Annotated in this window: 19 protein-coding genes; 4 read left to right on the forward strand and 15 right to left on the reverse strand. The window is 64.9% G+C overall.

Annotated features, from left to right (window positions below):
* Nucleotides 1-338: 338 nt before the first annotated feature.
* The 9 genes from ACJA3S_RS02795 to ACJA3S_RS02835 form a co-directional block, all read right to left on the reverse strand.
* Nucleotides 339-1,040, reverse strand: a complete 702-nt coding sequence (locus ACJA3S_RS02795) for a helix-turn-helix transcriptional regulator (protein WP_170028075.1) — start codon at nt 1,038-1,040, stop codon at nt 339-341.
* A gap of 213 nt (nt 1,041-1,253) precedes the next feature.
* Complete coding sequence (gene ppa / locus ACJA3S_RS02800) at nt 1,254-1,781, reverse strand: inorganic diphosphatase (protein WP_003255365.1); 528 nt, start codon at nt 1,779-1,781, stop codon at nt 1,254-1,256.
* A 93-nt stretch (nt 1,782-1,874) separates the two neighbouring features.
* On the reverse strand, nt 1,875-2,690 hold the full coding sequence (locus ACJA3S_RS02805) for a zinc-dependent peptidase (protein WP_170028076.1): 816 nt from the start codon (nt 2,688-2,690) through the stop codon (nt 1,875-1,877).
* Nucleotides 2,691-2,699: 9 nt separating this feature from the next.
* The gene (locus ACJA3S_RS02810) at nt 2,700-3,347 is read right to left on the reverse strand and encodes a DedA family protein (RefSeq protein WP_170028077.1); all 648 of its coding nucleotides are present in this window, start codon (nt 3,345-3,347) and stop codon (nt 2,700-2,702) included.
* 249 nt (nt 3,348-3,596) lie between these two features.
* Complete coding sequence (locus tag ACJA3S_RS02815; RefSeq protein ID WP_170028078.1) at nt 3,597-4,055, reverse strand: GNAT family N-acetyltransferase; 459 nt, start codon at nt 4,053-4,055, stop codon at nt 3,597-3,599.
* A gap of 108 nt (nt 4,056-4,163) precedes the next feature.
* Nucleotides 4,164-4,982, reverse strand: coding sequence for an ethanolamine ammonia-lyase subunit EutC (eutC, locus tag ACJA3S_RS02820; protein ID WP_406820769.1), 819 nt, complete (start codon nt 4,980-4,982; stop codon nt 4,164-4,166).
* 8 nt (nt 4,983-4,990) lie between these two features.
* Nucleotides 4,991-6,385 carry an ethanolamine ammonia-lyase subunit EutB gene (locus tag ACJA3S_RS02825; protein ID WP_406820770.1) on the reverse strand — a complete coding sequence of 465 codons (1,395 nt, stop codon included), beginning with the start codon at nt 6,383-6,385 and terminating at the stop codon, nt 4,991-4,993.
* A 46-nt stretch (nt 6,386-6,431) separates the two neighbouring features.
* A complete protein-coding gene (gene eat / locus ACJA3S_RS02830; RefSeq protein ID WP_170028081.1) occupies nt 6,432-7,880 on the reverse strand; it encodes an ethanolamine permease in 1,449 nt (482 codons plus the stop codon).
* 225 nt (nt 7,881-8,105) lie between these two features.
* Entirely contained in the window at nt 8,106-9,626 is a 1,521-nt protein-coding gene (locus ACJA3S_RS02835; protein ID WP_200626194.1) for an aldehyde dehydrogenase family protein, read from the reverse strand.
* Between the two features lie 255 nt (nt 9,627-9,881).
* Here ACJA3S_RS02835 and ACJA3S_RS02840 point away from each other — a divergent pair, with 255 nt between their 5' ends.
* The 4 genes from ACJA3S_RS02840 to ACJA3S_RS02855 all read left to right on the forward strand — a co-directional run bounded on the left by ACJA3S_RS02840 (nt 9,882) and on the right by ACJA3S_RS02855 (nt 14,196).
* Nucleotides 9,882-11,870 carry a sigma-54-dependent Fis family transcriptional regulator gene (locus ACJA3S_RS02840; RefSeq protein ID WP_406820771.1) on the forward strand — a complete coding sequence of 663 codons (1,989 nt, stop codon included), beginning with the start codon at nt 9,882-9,884 and terminating at the stop codon, nt 11,868-11,870.
* A gap of 66 nt (nt 11,871-11,936) precedes the next feature.
* Nucleotides 11,937-13,286: a UDP-N-acetylmuramate:L-alanyl-gamma-D-glutamyl-meso-diaminopimelate ligase gene (gene mpl / locus ACJA3S_RS02845; protein ID WP_170028084.1), complete on the forward strand. Its 1,350-nt coding sequence runs from the start codon at nt 11,937-11,939 to the stop codon at nt 13,284-13,286.
* Nucleotides 13,283-13,912 (forward strand): flavin prenyltransferase UbiX, encoded by a 630-nt coding sequence (gene ubiX, locus ACJA3S_RS02850; protein WP_406820772.1) that lies wholly within the window; start codon nt 13,283-13,285, stop codon nt 13,910-13,912. Before mpl ends, ubiX begins: the two co-directional genes overlap by 4 nt.
* Complete coding sequence (locus ACJA3S_RS02855; RefSeq protein ID WP_170028086.1) at nt 13,909-14,196, forward strand: YceK/YidQ family lipoprotein; 288 nt, start codon at nt 13,909-13,911, stop codon at nt 14,194-14,196. The genes ubiX and ACJA3S_RS02855 overlap by 4 nt, the downstream gene beginning before the upstream one ends.
* Before the next feature lie 146 nt (nt 14,197-14,342).
* Here the strand turns inward: ACJA3S_RS02855 and ACJA3S_RS02860 are convergent, their stop codons facing one another.
* The 6 genes from ACJA3S_RS02860 to ACJA3S_RS02885 form a co-directional block, all read right to left on the reverse strand.
* Nucleotides 14,343-14,987, reverse strand: a complete 645-nt coding sequence (locus ACJA3S_RS02860; RefSeq protein ID WP_406820773.1) for an oxidoreductase — start codon at nt 14,985-14,987, stop codon at nt 14,343-14,345.
* A 27-nt stretch (nt 14,988-15,014) separates the two neighbouring features.
* Nucleotides 15,015-16,748: a C13 family peptidase gene (locus tag ACJA3S_RS02865; protein WP_406820774.1), complete on the reverse strand. Its 1,734-nt coding sequence runs from the start codon at nt 16,746-16,748 to the stop codon at nt 15,015-15,017.
* Nucleotides 16,749-17,044: 296 nt separating this feature from the next.
* Nucleotides 17,045-18,109, reverse strand: a complete 1,065-nt coding sequence (locus ACJA3S_RS02870) for a 2,3-butanediol dehydrogenase (RefSeq protein WP_406822191.1) — start codon at nt 18,107-18,109, stop codon at nt 17,045-17,047.
* A gap of 54 nt (nt 18,110-18,163) precedes the next feature.
* Complete coding sequence (locus tag ACJA3S_RS02875) at nt 18,164-19,270, reverse strand: acetoin dehydrogenase dihydrolipoyllysine-residue acetyltransferase subunit (protein ID WP_406820775.1); 1,107 nt, start codon at nt 19,268-19,270, stop codon at nt 18,164-18,166.
* Nucleotides 19,267-20,289, reverse strand: coding sequence for an alpha-ketoacid dehydrogenase subunit beta (locus ACJA3S_RS02880; RefSeq protein WP_400619510.1), 1,023 nt, complete (start codon nt 20,287-20,289; stop codon nt 19,267-19,269). The genes ACJA3S_RS02875 and ACJA3S_RS02880 overlap by 4 nt, the downstream gene beginning before the upstream one ends.
* Nucleotides 20,290-20,322: 33 nt before the next feature.
* Nucleotides 20,323-21,300 (reverse strand): thiamine pyrophosphate-dependent dehydrogenase E1 component subunit alpha, encoded by a 978-nt coding sequence (locus ACJA3S_RS02885; protein WP_406820776.1) that lies wholly within the window; start codon nt 21,298-21,300, stop codon nt 20,323-20,325.
* Nucleotides 21,301-21,312 lie beyond the last annotated feature (12 nt).

Raw genomic sequence — 21,312 nt, forward strand, 5'->3', positions numbered from 1 at the left:
GCCGGCGCGCGCTGTCAACTGGCTGAGCGCTACATTACTTTTTAGTCAGCTTGGGCAGGCGAGGCGTGTACGCGCAGCCCGGAAGGCGGGGAAGGAATTTCAGGAGGGCATTAAAAAGCCGGCTTGTGGCCGGCTTCTCGGGGACGCTTCCGACTAATTTTTGGTAAGCCGCAATCGCCTTAACTGTGTGGCCATCAAGGCCTGAAAGAATTGGCAGATGCCCGTGTGGGATATCGCCGAGCCCTCTGGACCGCGGCATGCGCCGGTCGGGGCTGAATGTGCGGCGTAGCATACAAGGGCGCGCGCGGGATGCCCAGCAAAAAATGGCACAGGTTGTTTCAGCCAGGCCGTTGCTGGCGAAAATGCGACCAGTGGAAGACCCAGCCGAGGATTTCCAGCCCCTGCGCCTGGCGCTGCACGGTGGTGTAGCGTTCGACCGCGTAGCTGCGCCGGTCAAGGCTGTGCAGGTACAGCGTGCCGTGCTGGCCGAGGCTGAGGTTGTTCACCCGGAGCGTGCCATTGTGCAGCAGGGCATAGGTTTCGCCCTCAACCACCTGGGTCATGCCCAGGTCGATGGCAAGGGTGGCCTGCTGCGGCATCAGTGGGGCCATGTTGCCGGCGGGCATGGCCAGGCAGATGGCGTTTTCGGCTTGCACGCCGAGGCTTCTCAGCGCTTTTGCGGGCAGGCACAGGTGCCTGCCGGGCACGGGCGACAGCAGGCCGCTGTGCAATTCGTAAAAGGGCAGCTTCAACACCCGGCCCCCTCGCGCCGACAGCGGCGTGGGCAGGTTGCCGGGCGCTGGCGCCGGGGAATGGTTGCGCGGGATCGGGTTGAGGTGCTTGGGCCCTTCACCGGTGCGCAACCAGCGACGATGTACACAGAACAGGTCGGCCAGTTCGTCCAGCCGGGCCAACGGCACACCGCGCTTGAACCAGTTGTTGACGTGCTGGGGTGTCACGCTGCGCTGGGCGGCGAAATCGGACGGGGTAAGGCCACATTCGTGGAGGAGAGCTTTGAGGCGGTCACCGGATGTGTTCATGGCGGCGAGTGTAGCGGCGCGGTGCCGGCAAGGATATCAACCGGATGTTGATGAGGTCTGTGTGAAAACAGCGATTTGTAGGGCGTTGGAGTAGGACGGTGTAGGATTTTTTACTAAGCGTCGCAGCTGCCACAGGCCGCCTCCACAGCCCCCTGGGCCAGCCTCCAAGCATAAAAAAACCCCGCCGAGGCGGGGTTCTTCGTGCAACCGGTATCAGCCCTTGTAGGCAGCCACCGACTTGGTGATCGCAGCACGGGCGGCGTCGGCGCCTTCCCAGCCTTCGATCTTGACCCACTTGCCCTTCTCGAGATCTTTGTAGTTGGCAAAGAAGTGCTCGATCTGCTGGATCAGCAGGGCTGGCAGGTCGGTGTATTCCTTCACGTCGACGTACAGCTGCGACAGCTTGTCGTGAGGAACAGCGATGACCTTGGCGTCGCCGCCGCCGTCGTCGGTCATGTTCAGAACGCCAACCGGACGGGCGCGGATGACCGAACCTGGGGCCACCGGGTACGGAGTAACAACCAGCACGTCCAGCGGGTCACCGTCGTCAGCCAGGGTGTTCGGGATGAAACCGTAGTTGGCTGGGTAGAACATCGGGGTAGCCATGAAACGGTCGACGAACAGGGTGTCGCTGTCCTTGTCGATCTCGTATTTGATCGGCGCGTGGTTGGCCGGGATCTCGATGGCGACGTAGATGTCGTTCGGCAGGTCTTTGCCCGCCGGAATCTTGCTGTAGCTCATTGGGCAGTGCCCCCGTGTTTGACCAAAAAAGTGGCGGCGATTATAGGCACATTCTGCCGGGGCATGCCACGCCTGGCCTGATGTGCGGCCCCGTCAGGCGTGGCTTGCGCGGTAGTCCGGGTGTTCGGCCTGCAGCCGGCACAGGCGCGCCAGCGGGTCCTGGCGGTAGAACTGCGACAACTGGTGGTAGACCTTTGGATAAGCCTGCTGCAGCAGGTCGGGGGCACTAAAGAAGTATTCGCTGGTGACGGCGAAGAACTCGGCTGGGTTTTCCGCGGCATAAGGGTCGATGGCGGTTTCGGCGTCGGGGTCGTTGTCCAGCTGGCGGTTGAGGTCGTCGTAGGCCTGTTGCATGGCGCTGGCCCATTCCTCTACCGGCATGCCGTTGTGCAGTGGCGGCAGGCCGTTGGCATCGCCGTTGAGCATGTCGAGCTTGTGCGCCAGTTCATGGATGACCAGGTTGTAGGCCTCCCAGCCGCCACTGGCCAGCACGCCATTCCAGGCCAGGATGACCGGGCCCTGCTGCCAGGCCTCGCCGCTGTGTTCGCCATCCCAGACGTGTTCCACGCCACTGGCATCACGGTGGCGCTGGGGGCTCTTGAAGTCGTCGGGGTAGAGGATGATCTCGTGGAACCCCTGGTACCAGTTCAGCTCGCCCAGGTGCAACAGGGGCAACTGGGCCTGGGCCGCCAGCAACAGGCGCTGCTCGTCGTCCAGTTCGACGCCGGGCAGGCAGGTGAGGTGTTTGTCCAGCAGGAACAGGATGCAGGCTTCTCGCAGCCAGCGGTCTTCTGCTTCAGTGATGCCGTCCAGCATCGGCAGGCGCGCGCGCACGGCCTGCCATTGCTGGGGGGCGATGGGGTAGCGCGCCAGGGTGCGCTTGCGCCGCCAGGCGCTGAACGACCACATCGGCCAGCTTCAGTGAGCCTTGGCCGTACGGCCCAGGCGGCCACGCAGCAGGCCCAGGATCATCGGCACCAGCGACAGGAGGATGATACCCACCACCATCAGCGACAGGTGCTGCTTGATGAATGGCACGTTGCCGAAGAAGTAACCCAAGGTTACCAGGCCTCCGACCCACAGCAGCGAACCGGCGACGCTGAAGCCGAGGAAGCGCGGGTAATGCATGTGGGCGATGCCGGCGACGAATGGCGCGAAGGTGCGCAGGATCGGCAGGAAGCGCGCCATGGTCACGGTCTTGCCGCCGTGGCGCTCATAGAAATCGTGGGTGCGCTGCAGGTAGTCGCGGCGGAAGATCTTCGAGTTGGGCTTGTTGAACAGGCGTTCGCCAACCGTGCGGCCGATCACGTAGTTGGTGCTGTCGCCGAGGATCGCCGCAGCCATCAGCAGGCCGGCCAGCAGCAACGGGTCCATGCCGCCACCGGCGGCCACGGCGCCGGCGATGAACAGCAGCGAATCGCCTGGCAGGAAGGGCATCACCACCAGCCCGGTTTCGCAGAAGATCACGGTGAAGAGGATGGCGTAGATCCAGGGACCGTAATTGGTGACCAGCAGATCGAGGTAGGCATCGAGATGCAGGATAAGGTCCAGCGGGTTGAAATCCATGTACAGCACCTGTGTTCTTGGGGCGTAGGCTCGGTTACCTGGCGATGGGTAAAATTTCACACATGACAGGTGGGCCATTATACGGCTAAGTCAGGATCATGCCCGGGGAGTTTGTAGCGGGGGGTTACGGCAGGGGTAGTCCCATTCCGGCTTCTTCGCGGGCACGCCCGCTCCCACAGGTACGGCACAGCCTTGGAAAGCGGTGATATCCCTGTGGGAGCGGGCGCGCCCGCGAAAGGGCCAGCACAGTCAATCCTGGTTGATCGGCAGGATATAGCTCTTGAACTCGTTATCCTCACGAAACCCGATGGACTCGTAAGTCTTGTGCGCTACTTCATTGTCCGCGCTGGTTGATACCCGCATGCGCACGGCGTTGGTTTCCTTGGCCATCTTCTTCGCCTCGCGCATCAGGTGGTCGGCCACCAGCATGCGCCGCGAATCCTCGGCCACATAGATGTCGTTGAGAATCCACACCCGCTTCAGCGACAGCGACGAATAGCTCGGGTAGAGCTGGCAGAAACCCAGCAGCTTGCTGTCGTCGTCATCCGGCAAGGCCAGGTAGATCACCGACTCATCCCGCTTCAGGCGTTTTTCCAGGAAGCTGCGCGAGCTGTCGGGGTAGGGAAGCTGCCCGTAGAACTCACGGTATTTGACGAACATCGGCGTGAGCAGGTCGAGGTGTTCCAGGGTTGCCTTGATGATGCGCATGTGCGGCCCTCAGAGTCCATTAGGGGAAACAGCGGATTGCCAGCAGCTTTCCTGGGCATGCTGCCCAATGCGCGGCGCAAGTGCAATCCGCCTTCCGTTACAGGTTTTTTACCCTTTGCCGAGCAGGAAGTTGCCCTTCTGGCCGGCGCCATGTTCACTCTCAAGGCTATGGACTTCGGCTTCGTCCTTCAGATTCACTCCGGAAAGCTGACGCCGGCAGGCTTCGCGCATCAGGTACAGCAAGCGGTGCGCGGCCATGCCGTAGCTCAGCCCCTCCAGGCGGATGTTGGAAATGCAGTTGCGGTAGGCATCGGTCAGGCCGACCTTCGGCGCATAGGTAAAGTACAGGCCGAGGCTGTCGGGCGAGCTGAGCCCCGGGCGTTCGCCAATCAGCATCACCGTCATGCGCGCACCCAGCAGTTCACCGACCTCGTCGGCCACGGCCACGCGGCCCTGCTGCACCAGCACCACCGGCGCGCTGGTCCAGCCGTCGGCGGCGGCCTGCTCCTCGAAGCGAGCCAGGAACGGCAGGGTGTGACGGTGCACGGCCAGGGCCGACAGGCCGTCCGCCACGACGATGGCCAGGTCGACCCCGCCGGGGTTGGCCTGGGCGTGCTGGCGCAGCGCCGCTACCGAATCTTCGTTCAGGCGGCGCCCAAGGTCCGGGCGTTGCAGGTATTGGTTGCGGTCGCTGGCAGCGCTGTGCAGCACCAGGCTGTCGCGGCCACGTTCAGCCAGCTGCGCAGCCAGGCTGGCGTGATCGAACGCCAGGTGCACGGCGTCGCGCGCCTGGGCATGGGCGAACTGGAAGTCCAGCTGCGCGCCGGTTGGCAGGCTGGTGCCGGCACGGCCCAGGGCGATGCGCGCCGGGGTGAGGTTGCGCAAGGCCAGCCAGGGGTTGTCGGGGGTAGGCGTGCGATGGTCCATGGTCATCCCTATGCAAGCTGTGCCAAGGCCTGGCGGAAAGCCGGCGGCAGGTTGTCACCAAAGCGTACCCGGCCATCGGCCTGGGTGAAGATGCCGGTGCGGGCCAGCCAGGCCTCGAATTCCGGCCCGGGTTTCAGGCCCAGGGTCTGGCGCGCGTACAGCGCATCGTGGAACGAGGTGGTCTGGTAGTTGAGCATGATGTCGTCGGAACCGGGGATGCCCATGATGAAGTTGATCCCGGCCACGCCCAGCAAGGTCAGCAGGGTGTCCATGTCGTCCTGGTCGGCTTCGGCGTGGTTGGTGTAGCAGATGTCGCAACCCATCGGCACACCCAGCAGCTTGCCACAGAAGTGGTCCTCGAGGCCGGCGCGGATGATCTGCTTGCCGTTGTACAGGTACTCCGGGCCGATGAAGCCGACCACGGTGTTGACCAGGAACGGCTTGAAATGGCGGGCCACGGCATAGGCGCGGGTTTCGCAGGTTTGCTGGTCGACGCCGTGGTGGGCGTTGGCCGACAGCGCGCTGCCCTGGCCGGTTTCGAAGTACATCAGGTTCTGCCCGAGGGTGCCGCGCTTCAGCGAAAGGCCCGCTTCGTAGCCTTCCTGCAGCACATTGAGGTTGATGCCGAAGCCGGCGTTGGCCGCTTCGGTGCCGGCAATGGACTGGAACACCAGGTCCAGCGGCACGCCACGGTTGATCGCCTCGATCGACGTGGTCACGTGGGTCAGTACGCAAGCCTGGGTGGGGATGTCGTAGCGCTGGATGATGGCGTCGAGCATTTCCAGCAGCGCGCAGATCGAAGCGATGCTGTCGGTGGCCGGGTTGATGCCGATCATGGCGTCGCCGTTGCCGTACAGCAGGCCGTCGAGGATGCTGGCGGCGATGCCGGCCGGTTCGTCGGTCGGGTGGTTGGGCTGCAGCCGGGTCGACAGCCGCCCGCGCAGGCCCATGGTGCCACGGAAGCGCGTGACCACGCGGATCTTCTGCGCCACCAGCACCAGGTCCTGCACGCGCATGATCTTCGACACCGCTGCGGCCATTTCCGGGGTCAGCCCGGGCGCCAGGGCGCGTAGGCTGTCCTCGTTGGCTGCATCACTGAGCAGCCAGTCGCGCAGGCCACCCACGGTCAGGTGGCTGACGCTGGCAAATGCCTGGGCATCGTGGCTGTCGATGATCAGCCGGGTGACTTCGTCTTCTTCGTAAGGGATCAGTGCTTCATTGAGGAAATGCGTCAGCGGGATATTGGCCAGGGCCATCTGCGCGGCGACCCGTTCGCCGTCGTTGCTGGCGGCGACGCCCGCCAGGTAGTCCCCCGAGCGGGCGGGGCTGGCCTTGGCCATCACTTCCTTGAGGCTGTCGAAGCGGTAGACCAGGTGGCCCACCGTGTGTACGAAACTTGCCATACAGACTCTCCAGAGCCGCGGGTCGCCCCGCGGCGGGTGGCGGCGATCAGTGCAGGGCCTCTTCGGCTTTCTGGATCGCGGCGAATTCCTCTTCCGGTGTGCCCGCTACCAGGTGGTGGCGGCTGTACAAAGCAAAGTAGGCAATTAATACCGCATAGATCACTGCGGCGCCAATCACCACCCGTGGGTCGACCAGGAAACCGGCGACCACGGCGATGCAGGCCAGTACCAGGGCCACGCCCGAGGTGACGATGCCACCGGGGGTACGGTACGGGCGCTCCATCTTCGGCCGGCGAATACGCAGGGTGATGTGCGCGGCCATCATCAGCACATAGGACAGTGTGGCACCGAACACCGCCACCAGGATCAGCAGGTCGCCCTGGCCGGTCAGCGACAGGGCGAAGCCGATGATGCCAGGGATCACCAGGGCCATGACCGGGGCCTTGCTCTTGTTGGTTTCCGACAGCTTGCGTGGCAGGTAGCCGGCGCGCGACAGGGCGAAGATCTGCCGTGAATAGGCGTAGATGATCGAGAAGAAGCTGGCGATCAGCCCGGCCAGCCCGACCAGGTTGACGAAGCCGCCCATCCAGGTAGAGCCGCCGTAGGCCTTGGACAAGGCTTCTACCAGCGGGTTGCCGGAGGCCTTCAGCGCCTCGGAGCCTGCGCCGCCGGGGCCGACCACCAGGATCAGCAGGGCGAAGGCGAGCAGGACCAGCATGGCCCCGATCAGCCCGCGTGGCAGGTCGCGCTTGGGGTTCTTGGTTTCTTCCGCGGCCAGCGGCACGCCTTCGACAGCCAGGAAGAACCAGATGGCGTAGGGGATGGCTGCCCACACGCCGACGTAGCCGAACGGCAGGAAGCTGCTGGCGCCCACGGCATCTGTCTTGGCGATGTCGAACAGGTTGGCTGCATCAAAATGGGGCACCATGCCCACCAAAAACACAGCCAGGGCAATGGCGGCGATGGCGGTGATGATGAACATCAGCTTCAGTGCCTCACCCACGCCGAAGATGTGGATGCCGATGAACACGATGTAGAACGCCAGGTAGATCATCCAGCCGCCGATACCGAACAGCGACTGGCAATAGGCGCCGATGAACACCGCGATGGCGGCGGGGGCGATGGCGTATTCGATGAGGATTGCCGTGCCGGTGAGGAAGCCGCCCCACGGGCCGAAGGCGCTGCGGGCAAAACCGTAGCCGCCGCCTGCGGTGGGGATCATCGACGACAGTTCGGCCAGCGAGAAGCACATGCACAGGTACATGGTGGCCATCAGCAGGGTGGCGAGGAACATCCCGCCCCAGCCACCCTGGGCCAGGCCGAAGTTCCAGCCGGCGTAGTCGCCGGAGATGACATAGGCCACGCCCAGGCCGACCAGCAGTACCCAGCCGGCGGCGCCTTTTTTCAGTTCACGTTGCTGGAAATAGTCCGAGCCGACCTTTTCGAAGTCGACGGAAGAGCCTGCCGGAGAGCCGGCGGAATGATCGCTTGGCATAGATTCACCTGTTGTTTTTCTTGGTGGCCGGAAGGGTTCCGGGCCGATGGTGATAGGCATTGCAGGAAGCGAGCCAGAGCGGTTGGTGCACGGTTGCCGCTCTGGGTTTGGTATATGCAGGCCTGCCTCTTCGCGGGCTTGCCCGCTCCCACAGGGACTGCAGCAGTTTCAAGACCAGTGCAATACCTGTGGGAGCGGGCGTGCCCGCGAAGGCCGCGACGCGGTTTAGAAGAAGCCCAACGGATTGATGTCGTAGCTCACCAGCAGGTTCTTGGTCTGCTGATAGTGGTCCAGCATCATCTTGTGCGTCTCACGCCCGACGCCCGACTTCTTGTACCCGCCAAACGCCGCATGCGCCGGGTACAGGTGGTAGCAGTTGGTCCACACCCGGCCTGCCTTGATCCCACGGCCCACGCGGTAGGCACGGTTGATGTCACGGGTCCACACGCCGGCGCCCAGGCCGAACTCGGTGTCGTTGGCGATCGCCAGCGCTTCGGCTTCGTCCTTGAACGTGGTGACGCTGACCACCGGCCCGAAGATTTCCTCCTGGAACACGCGCATGCGGTTGTTGCCCTTGAGCAGGGTCGGCTGGATGTAGTAACCGGTGGCCAGCGAGCCTTCGAGTTTTTCCACCTTGCCGCCGGTCAGCAGCTCGGCGCCTTCCTCCTGGGCAATGTCGAGGTACGACAGGATCTTCTCGAACTGCTGTTGCGAGGCCTGGGCGCCGACCATGGTGTCGGTGTCCAGCGGGTCGCCGCGCTTGATCTGCTGCACCTTCTTCATCACCGCTTCCATGAACTGCGGGTAGATCGACTCCTGGACCAGGGCGCGCGACGGGCAGGTGCACACCTCGCCCTGGTTGAAGAACGCCAGCACCATGCCTTCGGCGGCCTTCTCGATGAAGCTCGGCTCGGCCTGCATGATGTCTTCGAAGTAGATGTTCGGCGACTTGCCGCCCAGTTCCACGGTGGACGGGATGATGTTCTCGGCGGCGCACTTCATGATGTGCGAACCCACCGGGGTCGAGCCGGTGAAGGCGATCTTGGCGATGCGCTTGCTGGTGGCCAGGGCTTCACCGGCTTCGCGGCCATAGCCTTGCACCACGTTGAGCACGCCTTTTGGCAACAGGTCGCCGATCAGCTCCAGCAGCACGGTGATGCCCAGTGGGGTCTGCTCGGCCGGCTTGAGCACCACGCAGTTGCCGGCGGCCAGGGCCGGGGCGAGCTTCCAGGCGGCCATCAGGATCGGGAAGTTCCACGGGATGATCTGCCCGACCACGCCCAGTGGCTCATGGATGTGGTAGGCCACGGTGCCTTCGTTGATTTCGGCGGCGCCGCCTTCCTGGGCACGGATGCAACCAGCGAAGTAGCGGAAGTGGTCGACCGCCAGCGGGATGTCGGCATTCAGGGTTTCACGCACCGGCTTGCCGTTGTCCCAGGTTTCAGTGATGGCCAGCAGTTCGAGGTTCTGTTCGATACGGTCGGCGATCTTCAGCAGGACGTTGGAGCGGTCCTGCACCGAGGTACGGCCCCAGGCGTCGGCAGCCGCATGGGCGGCATCCAGGGCTTTTTCGATGTCTTCGGCAGTGGAGCGGGGGAATTCGGCGATCGGCTGGCCGTTCACCGGCGAGGTGTTGGTGAAGTACTCACCCTTTACCGGAGGAACGAACTCACCACCGATGTAGTTGCCGTAGCGGCTCTTGAAGGAAACCTTCGCGCCTTCGGTACCGGGATGTGCGTAACGCATGGTGTGTCTCCTGGCTATTGTGCTTGTTAGGGAGTTGAAAAGCGTAGAGCAAAGGTTGGGCCAGCGTTGCCAGTGCCAGGCAAATCAATGGCTTGGCCTGCTTTCCAGGGCCTGGCCAGGCGCCGTTGTGCCAGCGCCGGTACGCGCCGGGGTGACACTTTGTGCCATTTGCGACACGTCACCCGGGGATGCATTGCAAAGGTCACCCGGGTGGAGGATGCTGGCGGGACGCTCCATCTGCGGAGAACTACAACAATGCAGAGCAATCATTTCAGTCGTCATGCCCAGCAAGTCCACACCGTCGCCCATGGCGGGGCCGGGGCGGGCGCTAGCGACCCGTCCATCGCCCGCTCCTGGCTACGCTGCCTGGAGGACTACCACCTCGACCCAGCGGTGATCGAGGCGCCAGTAGTGCTTGAGCACGGGCGCCTGCTGGAAAGCCGCGAGCGCCTGCGCCAGGTGCTGCAGATTGCCGATCATGAGATGAACAGCCTGCACCAGCAGCTATCCGGGGCCGGCCATGCGGTGCTGCTGACCGATGCGCGCGGGGTCATCCTCAACTGTGTCAGCGCCCCGAGCGAGCGGCGCAGCTTCGAGCGCGCCGGCCTGTGGCTGGGCGCCGACTGGAGTGAAGCGCGCGAAGGCACCAACGGCATCGGCACGTGCCTGGTCGAGCGCCAGGCCCTGACCATTCACCAGAACGAGCACTTCCGCGGCCGCCACACCGGCCTGACCTGCTCGGCCAGCCCGGTGTTCGACCCGCATGGCGAGTTGCTGGCGGTGCTGGACGTGTCTTCGGCACGGCCTGATGTTTCCCGGCAGAGCCAGTTCCACACCATGGCCCTGGTCAACCTGTCGGCGAAGATGATCGAAAGCTGTTATTTCCTGCGTCATTTCGAGCAGCAATGGCTGCTGCGTTTTCACCTGCAGGCGGAATCGGTCGGCCTGTTCAGCGAAGGCCTGCTGGCCTTCGACGGTGACGGGCGCATCTGCGCGGCCAACCAGAGCGCACTCAACCTGCTGGGCACGGTGCGTGGCGGTGTGCTGGGCAAACCGCTGGAGCGCTTCTTTGCCTGCAGCCACGACGAACTGTTCAGCCGGGCCACGCCCTCCGGCAGCACAGCCTGGCCGCTGCATACCCTGGACGGGCGCCAGGTGTTCGCCAGCCTGCGTGGCCAGGCCCGTGCGCCGGTATGGTCGGTGCCTGCCGCGCAGCCGCGGCCGGCGCGGGAGGTCGAGCCGCTTGTCTGCCTGCTCGACCCGGCCTTGCAGAACGACTTCCGGCGCAGCGTGCGCGTATTCGATCGCGACGTGCCGTTGTTGTTGCGCGGCGAGACCGGGTGCGGCAAGGAGGCGTTCGCCCAGGCCGTGCACCAGGCCAGCGAGCGGCGCGGCAAACCGTTCGTCGCCATCAACTGTGCGTCGATCCCGGAGAGCCTGATCGAGAGCGAGCTGTTCGGCTATCGCGGCGGCAGTTTCACCGGCGCGCGCAAGGAAGGCATGCGTGGCAAGCTGCTGCAGGCCGACGGTGGCACCTTGCTGCTGGACGAGATCGGCGACATGCCGCTGGCCCTGCAAACCCGCTTGCTGCGGGTACTTGAAGAGCGCCAGGTGGTGCCGATCGGTGGCGAGCCGCAGGCGGTCGACGTGCGCATCGTCAGTGCTACCCACCGCGACCTGCTGGAGCGGGTGGAGCAGGGCAGTTTCCGTGAAGACCTGTATTACCGCCTCAATGGCCTGGAAGTGGCGTTGCCAGCGGTGCGCGAGCGCAGTGACAAGGCGCAGTTGCTGGACTTTCTGCTGCGCCAGGAAGCGCAGGGGCAATTGATCGACATCGAACCCAGGGCGCGCCAGGCGCTGCTCGACTTTGCCTGGCCGGGCAACGTGCGGCAGATGCGCAACGTGCTGCGCACGCTGGTGGCGCTTTGCGAAGATAGCCGGATTACCTTGCCGGATCTCCCCGCCATGGTCCGCAACACACCGGCCCTTGCAGGAGCGGCCTCGTGTCGCGAAAGGGCCGCAGCGCGGCCCCAGGATGTCAACCCCGCAGCGCAAGCCGCCAGTGCTGCTGCGCAGCCCGATCGCGACCCAAGGCCGCTCCTGCAAGATGCGGAACGGCAAGCACTCATGGAAACCCTGGAGGCAAAACACTGGCACCTCACCCGGGTTGCCGAGCACTTGGGCATCAGCCGCAATACCTTGTATCGAAAACTGCGCAAGCACGGGATCACCAGGGCCGATTGAGCGAAACATCGTGTGCGATTTTTCTCGCCCTACGCTACCCTGCCTCGATGTTTTGCGAGGTCGACCATGCATATTCACATTCTCGGTATTTGCGGCACTTTCATGGGCTCGCTGGCGGTGCTGGCCAAGGAACTTGGCCACCGTGTCACCGGCTCTGACGCCAACGTCTATCCCCCGATGAGCACCCAGCTCGAAGCCCAGGGCATCGAGCTGACCCAAGGCTATGACCCGGCCCAGCTGGAGCCGGCACCGGACCTGGTGGTGATCGGCAATGCCATGTCGCGTGGCAACCCGGCGGTGGAGTACGTGCTGAACAAGGGCCTGCCGTATGTTTCCGGCCCGCAGTGGCTGGCCGACCACGTGCTGCAAGGCCGCTGGGTACTGGCCGTTGCCGGTACCCATGGCAAGACCACCACCAGCAGCATGCTGGCCTGGGTGCTGGAGCACGCCGGCATGAGCCCGGGCTTCCTGATCGGTGGTGTACCGCAGAACTTCTCGGTATCGGCGCGCCTGGGCAATACCCCGTTCTTCGTGGTCGAGGCCGATGAGTACGACAGCGCCTTCTTCGACAAGCGCTCGAAATTCGTCCACTACCACCCGCGCACCGCGATCCTCAACAACCTCGAATTCGACCACGCGGACATCTTCCCCGACCTGGCGTCGATCGAGCGGCAGTTCCACCACCTGGTACGCACCATCCCCAGCGAAGGCCTGGTGATTCACCCGACCACCGAGCAGGCGCTGGAACGCGTGATCGGCATGGGCTGCTGGACCCCGGTGCAAACCACCGGTGAAGGTGGCCAGTGGCAGGCCCGCCTGCTGAGCCCGGACGGTTCGCGCTTCGAAGTGTTGTTCGAAGGCGAAGTGCAGGGCGTGGTGGACTGGGCGCTGACCGGCCAGCACAACGTCGCCAATGCCCTGGCAACCCTGGCAGCCGCCCGCCACGTTGGCGTGGTGCCGGCCATGGGCATCGAAGGCCTGAGTGCGTTCAAGAGCGTCAAGCGGCGCATGGAGAAGGTCGCCGAGGTGCAAGGCGTGACCATCTACGATGATTTCGCCCACCACCCGACCGCCATCGCCACCACCCTCGACGGCCTGCGCAAGCGCGTTGGCGAGGCCCCGGTCATTGCCGTGATCGAGCCGCGCTCCAATTCGATGAAGCTCGGTGCCCACCGTGACGGCCTGCCGGAAAGCGTCAACGATGCCGACCAGGTGATCTGGTACGCCCCGGCCAACCTCGGCTGGGACCTGGCCGCGACTGCCGCGCAGTGCAAGGTGCCGAGCGTGGTGGCCGACAGCCTCGAGGCGATCATCGAGCGGGTCAAGGGCCAGGCGCGCCCGGGCACCCACGTGGTGATCATGAGCAACGGCGGCTTTGGTGGCCTGCACGGCAAGCTGGCCGAGGCATTGCAGTGAACGGGCCGGAACGCATCACACTGGCGATGACCGGGGCGTCGGGCGTGCAGTATGGCCTGCGCCTGCTCGATTGCCTGGTGCGCGAGGACCGCGAGGTACACTTCCTGATCTCCAAGGCCGCGCAACTGGTGGTGGCCACCGAGACCGACGTGGTGCTGCCGGCCAAACCCCAGGCTCTGCAGGCCTTCCTTACCGAATACACGGGTGCTGCCGACGGGCAGATCCGGGTGTATGGCAAGGAAGACTGGATGTCGCCGGTAGCCTCGGGCTCTGGCGCGCCGGCGGCGATGGTGGTGGTGCCCTGTTCCACCGGCACCCTCTCGGCGATTGCCACCGGTGCCTGCAACAACCTGATCGAGCGTGCTGCCGACGTTACCCTCAAGGAGCGTCGCCAGCTGATCCTGGTGCCGCGCGAGGCGCCGTTCTCCACCATTCACCTGGAGAACATGCTCAAGCTGTCACAGATGGGCGCAATCATCCTGCCGGCATCGCCAGGCTTCTATCACCAGCCGCAGACCATCGACGACCTGGTCGACTTTGTCGTGGCGCGCATTCTCAATCTGCTGAACATTCCCCAGGACATGTTGCCGCGTTGGGGCGAGCACCACTACGGGGTGGATGATTGAGGCGCGCATTGTGCGGCTTGCTGGCGCTGGGGCTACTGAGTGGTTGCGCCACGGTGCGTACGCTGGACGCCAACAAGCCCGGGGCGCCGGTGGTGTATGCCGGCACCCGGTTGGACTTGTATGTCATGAATGGCGGCTGTTGCCCACGGGATCATTACGGGGCTGATGCGCCGGCGTATCCGGGGCTGGATTTGCCTGGGAGCATGCTGCTCGACACCCTGTTGCTGCCGTTGTCGTTGCTGACCGCAGCAGGTGTGGGCTTCCAGGCCACCGGCGGCCTCTAGGCAGTACACCGGCCCCTGTAGGAGCGGCCTTGTGTCGCGATGGGCTGCAAAACAGCCCCGGGGTTTCAGCGCAGTTGCACAAATTGCCGGGGCCGCTTCGCGCCCCATCGCGACACAAGGCCGCTCCTACAGCAGCTGCAGGGCTATTACTTCTTGCCCAACCTGCGCAATTCATCCGACTCCACAATCCGCACCCCGTCCTCTTCCTCCAGCGCCAGGCGCCACAACGCCCGGGCCAACGTGCAAGCCTCGATGCCCCGGTACTTCCCGGGTATCAGCTTGGAGAACGGCGAAATCAGCTGCTCGCCCAGCCGCGGCTCGATCCGTTCGCCCAGCAGCAATGACGGCCGCACGATGGTCAACTGCGGCCAGTCCTGGACCTTGAGCGCCTCTTCCATCTCGCCTTTGACCCGGTTGTAGAAAATCGACGATTTCGGGTCGGCGCCCAGCGCACTGACTACCAGCAGATGCCGCGCGCCCATTTCCCGGGCACGCTTGCTGAACGCCACCACCATGTCCAGGTCCACCGCACGGAAGGCCGATTCGGAGCCGGCCTGCTTCAACGTGGTGCCCAGGCAGCAAAAAGCGATATCAACGCGCCCGGCCAGTTGCGGAAGAAACATCGCCGGGTCACCCACCGGGTTTTCCAGGTGCGGGTGCTCGGCCAACGGCCGCCGGGTAGGCGCGAGTACGCGAGTGATGGTGGGCTCGTTGAGCAGGCGGTCGAGCAGGTGTTCACCTGTCAGACCCGTGGCACCGGCAAGCAGGACATGCTGAGGCGTCAAATACATGATGTCTCTCCCTCGTTACTCACAAGCTTAGTGGCTGCCGGGCGTTTTCGCCTGCGCCTCCACGTTGGCCCGTGCGGCATTACGTAATGCTTCTTCGGCCTGCTGTCGCCGCAGGTGCTGCCAATGCTCGAGCACCGACGGCGGCGCCCACAGCTGCGGTTCGGAGGCCTCGAAACCTTCCCTTTGTTCTCTTTCGGCAACACTGGCGCGCGCCAGTTCGAACGCTTGTTTCAAGTCATCGGTCTGGTTCAGCGCCTCGGCGAACAGGGCATCGCCGAAATAGGTGAAATCAGCTTCTTCCGAGCAGCCGAAGGAAACCCGATCGGCTCGCGCGGCGGTCATGATGACCGTGCGTTGATCCTTGAGCGGGGCGATGTAGCCCCCTGAATAGCAGGCGGATATGACGATTACCTTGTCGCGGTCTTTCAGCGGTGCCAGGGCGCTGGCCAGTTCGTCAGCGGACAGGTCGGCCAGCTGCAGGCGTGGCTGGTCGAGCACCAGCTGGTGGTCCTGGCTGCCGTGGCTGGTGAGGTAGATGAACACCAGGTCTTCGGGGCCGCTGCGCTCGGCCAGGGTGCGGGCGGCGCGGGTGAGGTTCTCGCGGGTGGCCATGGGGCGGCTGGCCATGTGGTCGCGGTGGTTGACCAGGGTTACCTGGCCCCAGGCACCAAAGCGCACCTTGAGCATGTTGCTGACGTAGTCGGCTTCGCGCAGGAACACGCTCTGTTGGCCATCGCCAGCGACCACCAGGCTGTACAGCTGGATGGGTGGCGCCGAGCGGGGCACCTGCGCCAGCGCCTGGTCCAGCAGCCGGCCCTGGTTGAGCAAGGCCAGGTCCAGCGGGTCGGGCAGCAGCTTGCCGTTCTGGTCGCGCACGCGCACGCCGTTGGCCCAGGTACCGCTTTCCACCTTGCCGCTGGGCAGAATCAGCCGGCCCTGACCGTGGTAGGCATCGTCGAGGAAGCCGCCGATGTACTTGCTGCCATCGGCCAGTTGCAGGCTCCCCTGGCCCGACATGCGCCAGTCGACGAAGGTGCCCTTGTAGTGGCTGCCGTCGCTGCCCAGCAGTTCGCCGTCACCGACCAGGGCGCCATCCTTGAACTGGCCGATCCACACATCGCCGTCGGCGTTTTCATAGCGGCCACGGCCTTCCAGGCGGTTGTCCTTGAACTCGCCGATGTACTGCTCGCCGTCGACGCTGTCATAGGTGCCGCTGCCTTGCAGTTGGCCATTGACGAAGCGGCCGCTGAACTGGTTGCCGCTGGCATCGCTGCGCACCCCGGCGCCATTGGGCTTGCCTTTGGCGAACAGGCCCTGGTAGCGGCTGCCATCGGCCAGTTCCAGTTCGCCGGCGCCTTCGTACAGGTCGTCCTTGAACTGGCCACGGTAGGTCTGGTCGGCCTGCTTGAGGGTGCCTTCACCGTCGCGCCGGCCATGGCGGAAGGTGCCGGCATAGTGGCTGCCCGGGGTGGTCAGTTCACCCAGCCCCTGAAACAGCCCGGCGGCGAACTGACCGCGATACACCTCGCCATTCTGGCCGTGCCATTCGCCCTGGCCGTGCCATTGGCCGTCCTTGAAGCCGCCGGCGTACCAGCTGCCGTTGGGGTAGTCGATACGGCCCTCGCCTTGCAGCAGCCCATCGACTACCTGCCCCCGGTAGCGTCCGCCGTCAGGCAAGCGCGCGTCGGGCGGCAGCAGCGATTCACCATCGCCACAGGCGGCGAGTAGCAGGACCAGGGAGAAGGGGAGCAGTAGACGCATGGCGAGGACCGGGCAATAGGTCTGCCGAGTATGCCGCAGAATGGGATCCTGAAACAGCGAGCGCGATCCCTGTGGGAGCGGGCATGCCCGCGAACACCGGCGAAGCCGGTGTCATCCACCGAGTCGCTTGATTCGCGGGCACGCCCGCTCCCACAGGTTCCGCAGGGACTTCAGCTTTGCGCGATACCTGTGGGAGCGGCTTTAGCCGCGAACACCGGCGAAGCCGGTGCCATGCACCGAGTCGCCTGCTTCGCGGGCGCGCCCGCTCCCACAGGGTTGTGAGCTGCCAGTGCGGCTCAGCGCAGGCCCGGCGAAACGATGATCTTCACGTTCTCCTCCTTGTTGTTCACCAACTCCTCGAAGCCCAGCTCGACGATCTGCTCCAGCCCGATTCGCCCGGTTACCAGCGGGCGGATGTCCAGCCTGCCGTCGGCGATGAAGGCAATCACATCAGCGAATTCGCCGTTGTAGGCCAGCGCCCCCAGCACCTGCTTCTCGGTGGACACCAGCTCGAAGAAGTTGAACTCGCTAGGCTCCTCGAAGATGCCCACCATCACGCATTTGCCGGCCTTGCGGATGGTGTCGATGGCCAGCTTGGCGGTGTGCTTGTTGCCAATGCACTCGAAACTCACATCCGCACCCAGCCCGGCGGTAAGCGCGCGGATCTCCGCCAGCGCGTCGCACTGGCTGGGGTCGAGCACCACGCTGGCGCCGACTTCCTTGGCCTTGGCCTTGCGCGCCGAAGACATTTCCAGGGCGATCACCTGCGCCGCACCGGCAGCCCTGGCGCACATGATGGTGCACAGGCCGATGGTACCGGCGCCGACCACCACTACAGTCTGGCCCAGCAGGCTGCCGGCCTTTTTCACCGCATGCATGCCCACCGCCAGCGGCTCGATCAGCGCCCCGGCTTCGGCCGGGAAACCCGGCGGTAGCCGGTACAGCAAGTTGGCCGGCACGTTGACCAGCTCGGCAAACGCGCCGTTGTTCATCAGGCCGGTGAAGGCCAGGCGTTCGCAGATGTTGTACAGGCCGTGGGTGCAGTAGTAGCAGGTACCGCAATGCTGGCAGGCGTCCGCCGCTACCGGGTCACCGACGGCAAAGCCTTGCACGCCTTCGCCCAGCTTGGCGATCTGGCCGCAGAACTCGTGGCCGAGGATGCACTGGCCCTGGATGCCGGTCAGCGGGTGCGGTGCCTCGACCGGGATGAACACCGGGCCGGCGACGTACTCATGCAGGTCGGAGCCGCAGATGCCGCACCAGTCCACCTTGATCTGCACCCAACCGGGTGCGGGGTCGGCTGGCAGGGGTACCTGTTCGACGCGGATGTCGTTGCGGCCATGCCAGACGGCCGCGCGCATGTGGGTGTGGCTCAGGTCGTTCATTGTGTTTTTCTCCAGGCTCACGGAAAGGGCTCAGTGCTTGCGCAGGAAGGCGAGCAGCTGCTGGTTGACCTGTTCGGCCGCTTCCATCTGCACCATGTGGCCGGCCTCCGGCAGCACCAGCACTTCGGCTTCCAGCCCTTCGGCATGGCTGGCCGGGATGATCGCGTCCTTGCCACCCCACACCACCAGGGCCGGGTGTTGCCCCAGCACCCCGCGCAGGTCGTGGCGCTGCCGGTCACCGTCAGCGAGTGCCGCCGCCAGCTGCTGCAGGGCCTGCTCGACCCCTTCCAGGCGCTTGAACTTGAGCATGTCTTCGAGCATCTGACGGGTGACCAGCGCCGGGTCGGCAAACAGTTGCACCATCTGTGGCTTGAGCGCGTTGCGGTTGGCCGCCGCGACGAAGCCTTGCAGGTACTGGCCGTTGATCGCTTCGCCCAGGCCGGCACTCGCCACCAGGCTCAGGCTGGCGACCCGCTGCGGCGCCAGGCGCGCGACGTTCAGGCTGACCGCGCCGCCCATGGAATGGCCGGCCAGGTGGGCCTTGGCGATGTTCAGGTGGTCGAGCAGGGCCAGCACGGTTTCGCTCAGCTCATCCAGGTCGCCGCGCTGCAGCGCCTTGGCCGACTCGCCATGCCCTGGCAGGTCGAGGGCGATCACCCGGCGCTCGGCCGCCAGCGCCGGGTGGTTGAACAGCCAGTTGTTGAGATCGCCGCCGAAGCCGTGCACCAGCACCAGCGGTGTGCCGCCTTCACCCAGCTCGAACCAGCGCAGCTGCCGGCCAGCCACTTCAGCCTTCTGCGGTGCCGGGCCCTGAGCCTGCTCGGCGCCACCGTCGGCGACGAACTCGGCCTGGAAGCGTTGCACCACCGCATCGATCTCGGCTTCCTCGGCTTCGCCTTCCACCACCACTGCCAGCAGGGCGCCGACCGGCAGGGTTTCATCGGGCTTGGCCACCTGGCGACGCAGCACGCCGCTGAACGGGGCTTCGACGCTGCTGCTGATCTTGTCGGTCTCGACGTCCAGCACCTCGTCACCCTTGTTGATCGCGTCGCCTTCCTGCTTGAGCCAGGTGTCGACCCGGCCTTCGGTCATCGACAGGCCCCACTTGGGCATGGTCAGGGTATGGATCTGGCTCATGCGGCACTCCTTGCAGCTTCGATAACCTTGCGCACGGCGGCCTCGATCTTCGCCGCGTCTGGGATGTACAGGTCTTCCAGGGCGTCGGAGAACGGCACTGGGGTGTGCGGTGCGGTGACCATTTCGATCGGCCCCTTGAGCGCGCCGAAGGCCTTCTGCGCGACCAGGGCGCTGATGTCGGTGGCCATGGAGCAGCGCGGGTTGGCTTCGTCGATCACTACCAGGCGGCCGGTCTTCTCCACGCTTTCCAGAATGCTGTCTTCGTCCAGCGGGCTGGTAGTGCGCAGGTCCAGCACTTCGCAGTCGATACCCTGGCGGGCCAGGTTGTTGGCGGCTTCCAGCGCCACGTGCACCATGCGGCCATAGGTGACCAGGGTCACGTCGTCGCCATCGCGCAGGAAGTTGGCCTCGCCGAACGGCACGGTGTACACCTCTTCCGGCACCTCGCCCTGCATGCTGTAGAGCAGCTTGTGCTCACAGAAGATCACCGGGTCGTTGTCGCGGATCGCCTGGATCAGCAGGCCCTTGGCATCGTATGGCGAGGACGGGCACACCACTTTCAGGCCAGGGATGTGGGTCCACAGCGAGGTGAGCATCTGCGAGTGCTGGGCCGCCGCGCGCAGGCCGGCACCGTACATGGTGCGCATCACCAATGGGGTGACCGCCTTGCCACCGAACATGTAGCGAAACTTGGCTGCCTGGTTGAGGATCTGGTCCAGGCAGCAGCCGGCGAAGTCGACGAACATCAGTTCGCACACCGGGCGCAGGCCTTGGGTGGCCGCGCCGACGGCGGCACCGACGTAGCCGATTTCGGACAGCGGGGCGTCGAGCACGCGCCCCGGGAACTGGTGATACAGGCCCTTGGTCACGCCCAGCACGCCACCCCAGGCGTCGTCCTCGCCCGGTGCACCGGCACCGCCGGCGACGTCTTCGCCAATGATGAACACGCTGTCGTCGCGGCGCATTTCCTGGGCCAGGGCTTCGTTGATGGCCTGCTGGTAACTGATCTTTCTTGCCATGGTGGTTCTCCTGTTGTTCTTGTAATCCGCAGCTCAGGGGTAGGCGACGTAGACGTCGCTGAGCAGATCGGCGGGCTGTGGCTTGGGATCGGACTTGGCGCGGCGCACGGCGTCTTCGATCAGGTCCTCGACGCGGGCGTCGATGGCATCCAGCTGGGCGGCTGTGAGCAGGCCGGCGCGGGTGGTCTTGTTGCGGAACTGCAGCAGGCAGTCGCGGGACTCGCGCAGGTTCTTCACCTCATCGGGGGCACGGTAGGTTTGCGCATCGCCCTCGAAGTGGCCGTAGTAGCGGCTGAGCTTGACCTCGATCAGTGATGGGCCTTGCCCGGCACGGGCACGTTCGATGGCGGCACCGGCAGCCTCGTACACGGCAAAGAAATCGAAACCGTCGATGGTGACGCCGGGCATGCCGAAGCCGGCAGCGCGGTCGGCGATGTGGTCGCACGCCACCGACCAGGTCGAGGCGGTGGCTTCGGCGTAGCCGTTGTTCTCGGCGACGAAAATGCACGGCAGGTTCATGATCGACGCCAGGTTCATGGCCTCGAACACTGCGCCTTCGTTGGAAGCGCCGTCGCCGAAGAAGGCCACCGACACATCGTCGCGGCCCTTGATCTTGGCTGCCAGCGCCGCCCCGGCCACCAACGGTGCGCCGGCACCGACGATGCCGTTGGCACCGAGCATGCCTTTTTCCAGGTCGGCGATGTGCATCGAGCCGCCCTTGCCGCCGCAGACGCCGGTCTTCTTGCCGTAGATCTCGGCCATCATGCCGTACACGTCCACGCCCTTGGCGATGCAGTGGCCGTGGCCGCGGTGGGTCGAGGCGATGCAATCGCTGTCGCGCAGGTGGGCCATGACCCCGGCGGCGGAAGCTTCTTCGCCGGCATACAGGTGCACGAAGCCAGGAATCTCGCCGGTGGCGAACTCGACGTGCAGGCGTTCTTCGAAGGCACGGATGGTGCGCATCACTTCATAGGCATGCAGCAGTTGTTCGGTACTGAGTTGATTGGACATCTTGTTGTTCTC

The organism is Pseudomonas sp. KnCO4, assembly GCF_045344305.1.
Lineage (GTDB): Bacteria > Pseudomonadota > Gammaproteobacteria > Pseudomonadales > Pseudomonadaceae > Aquipseudomonas > Aquipseudomonas anuradhapurensis.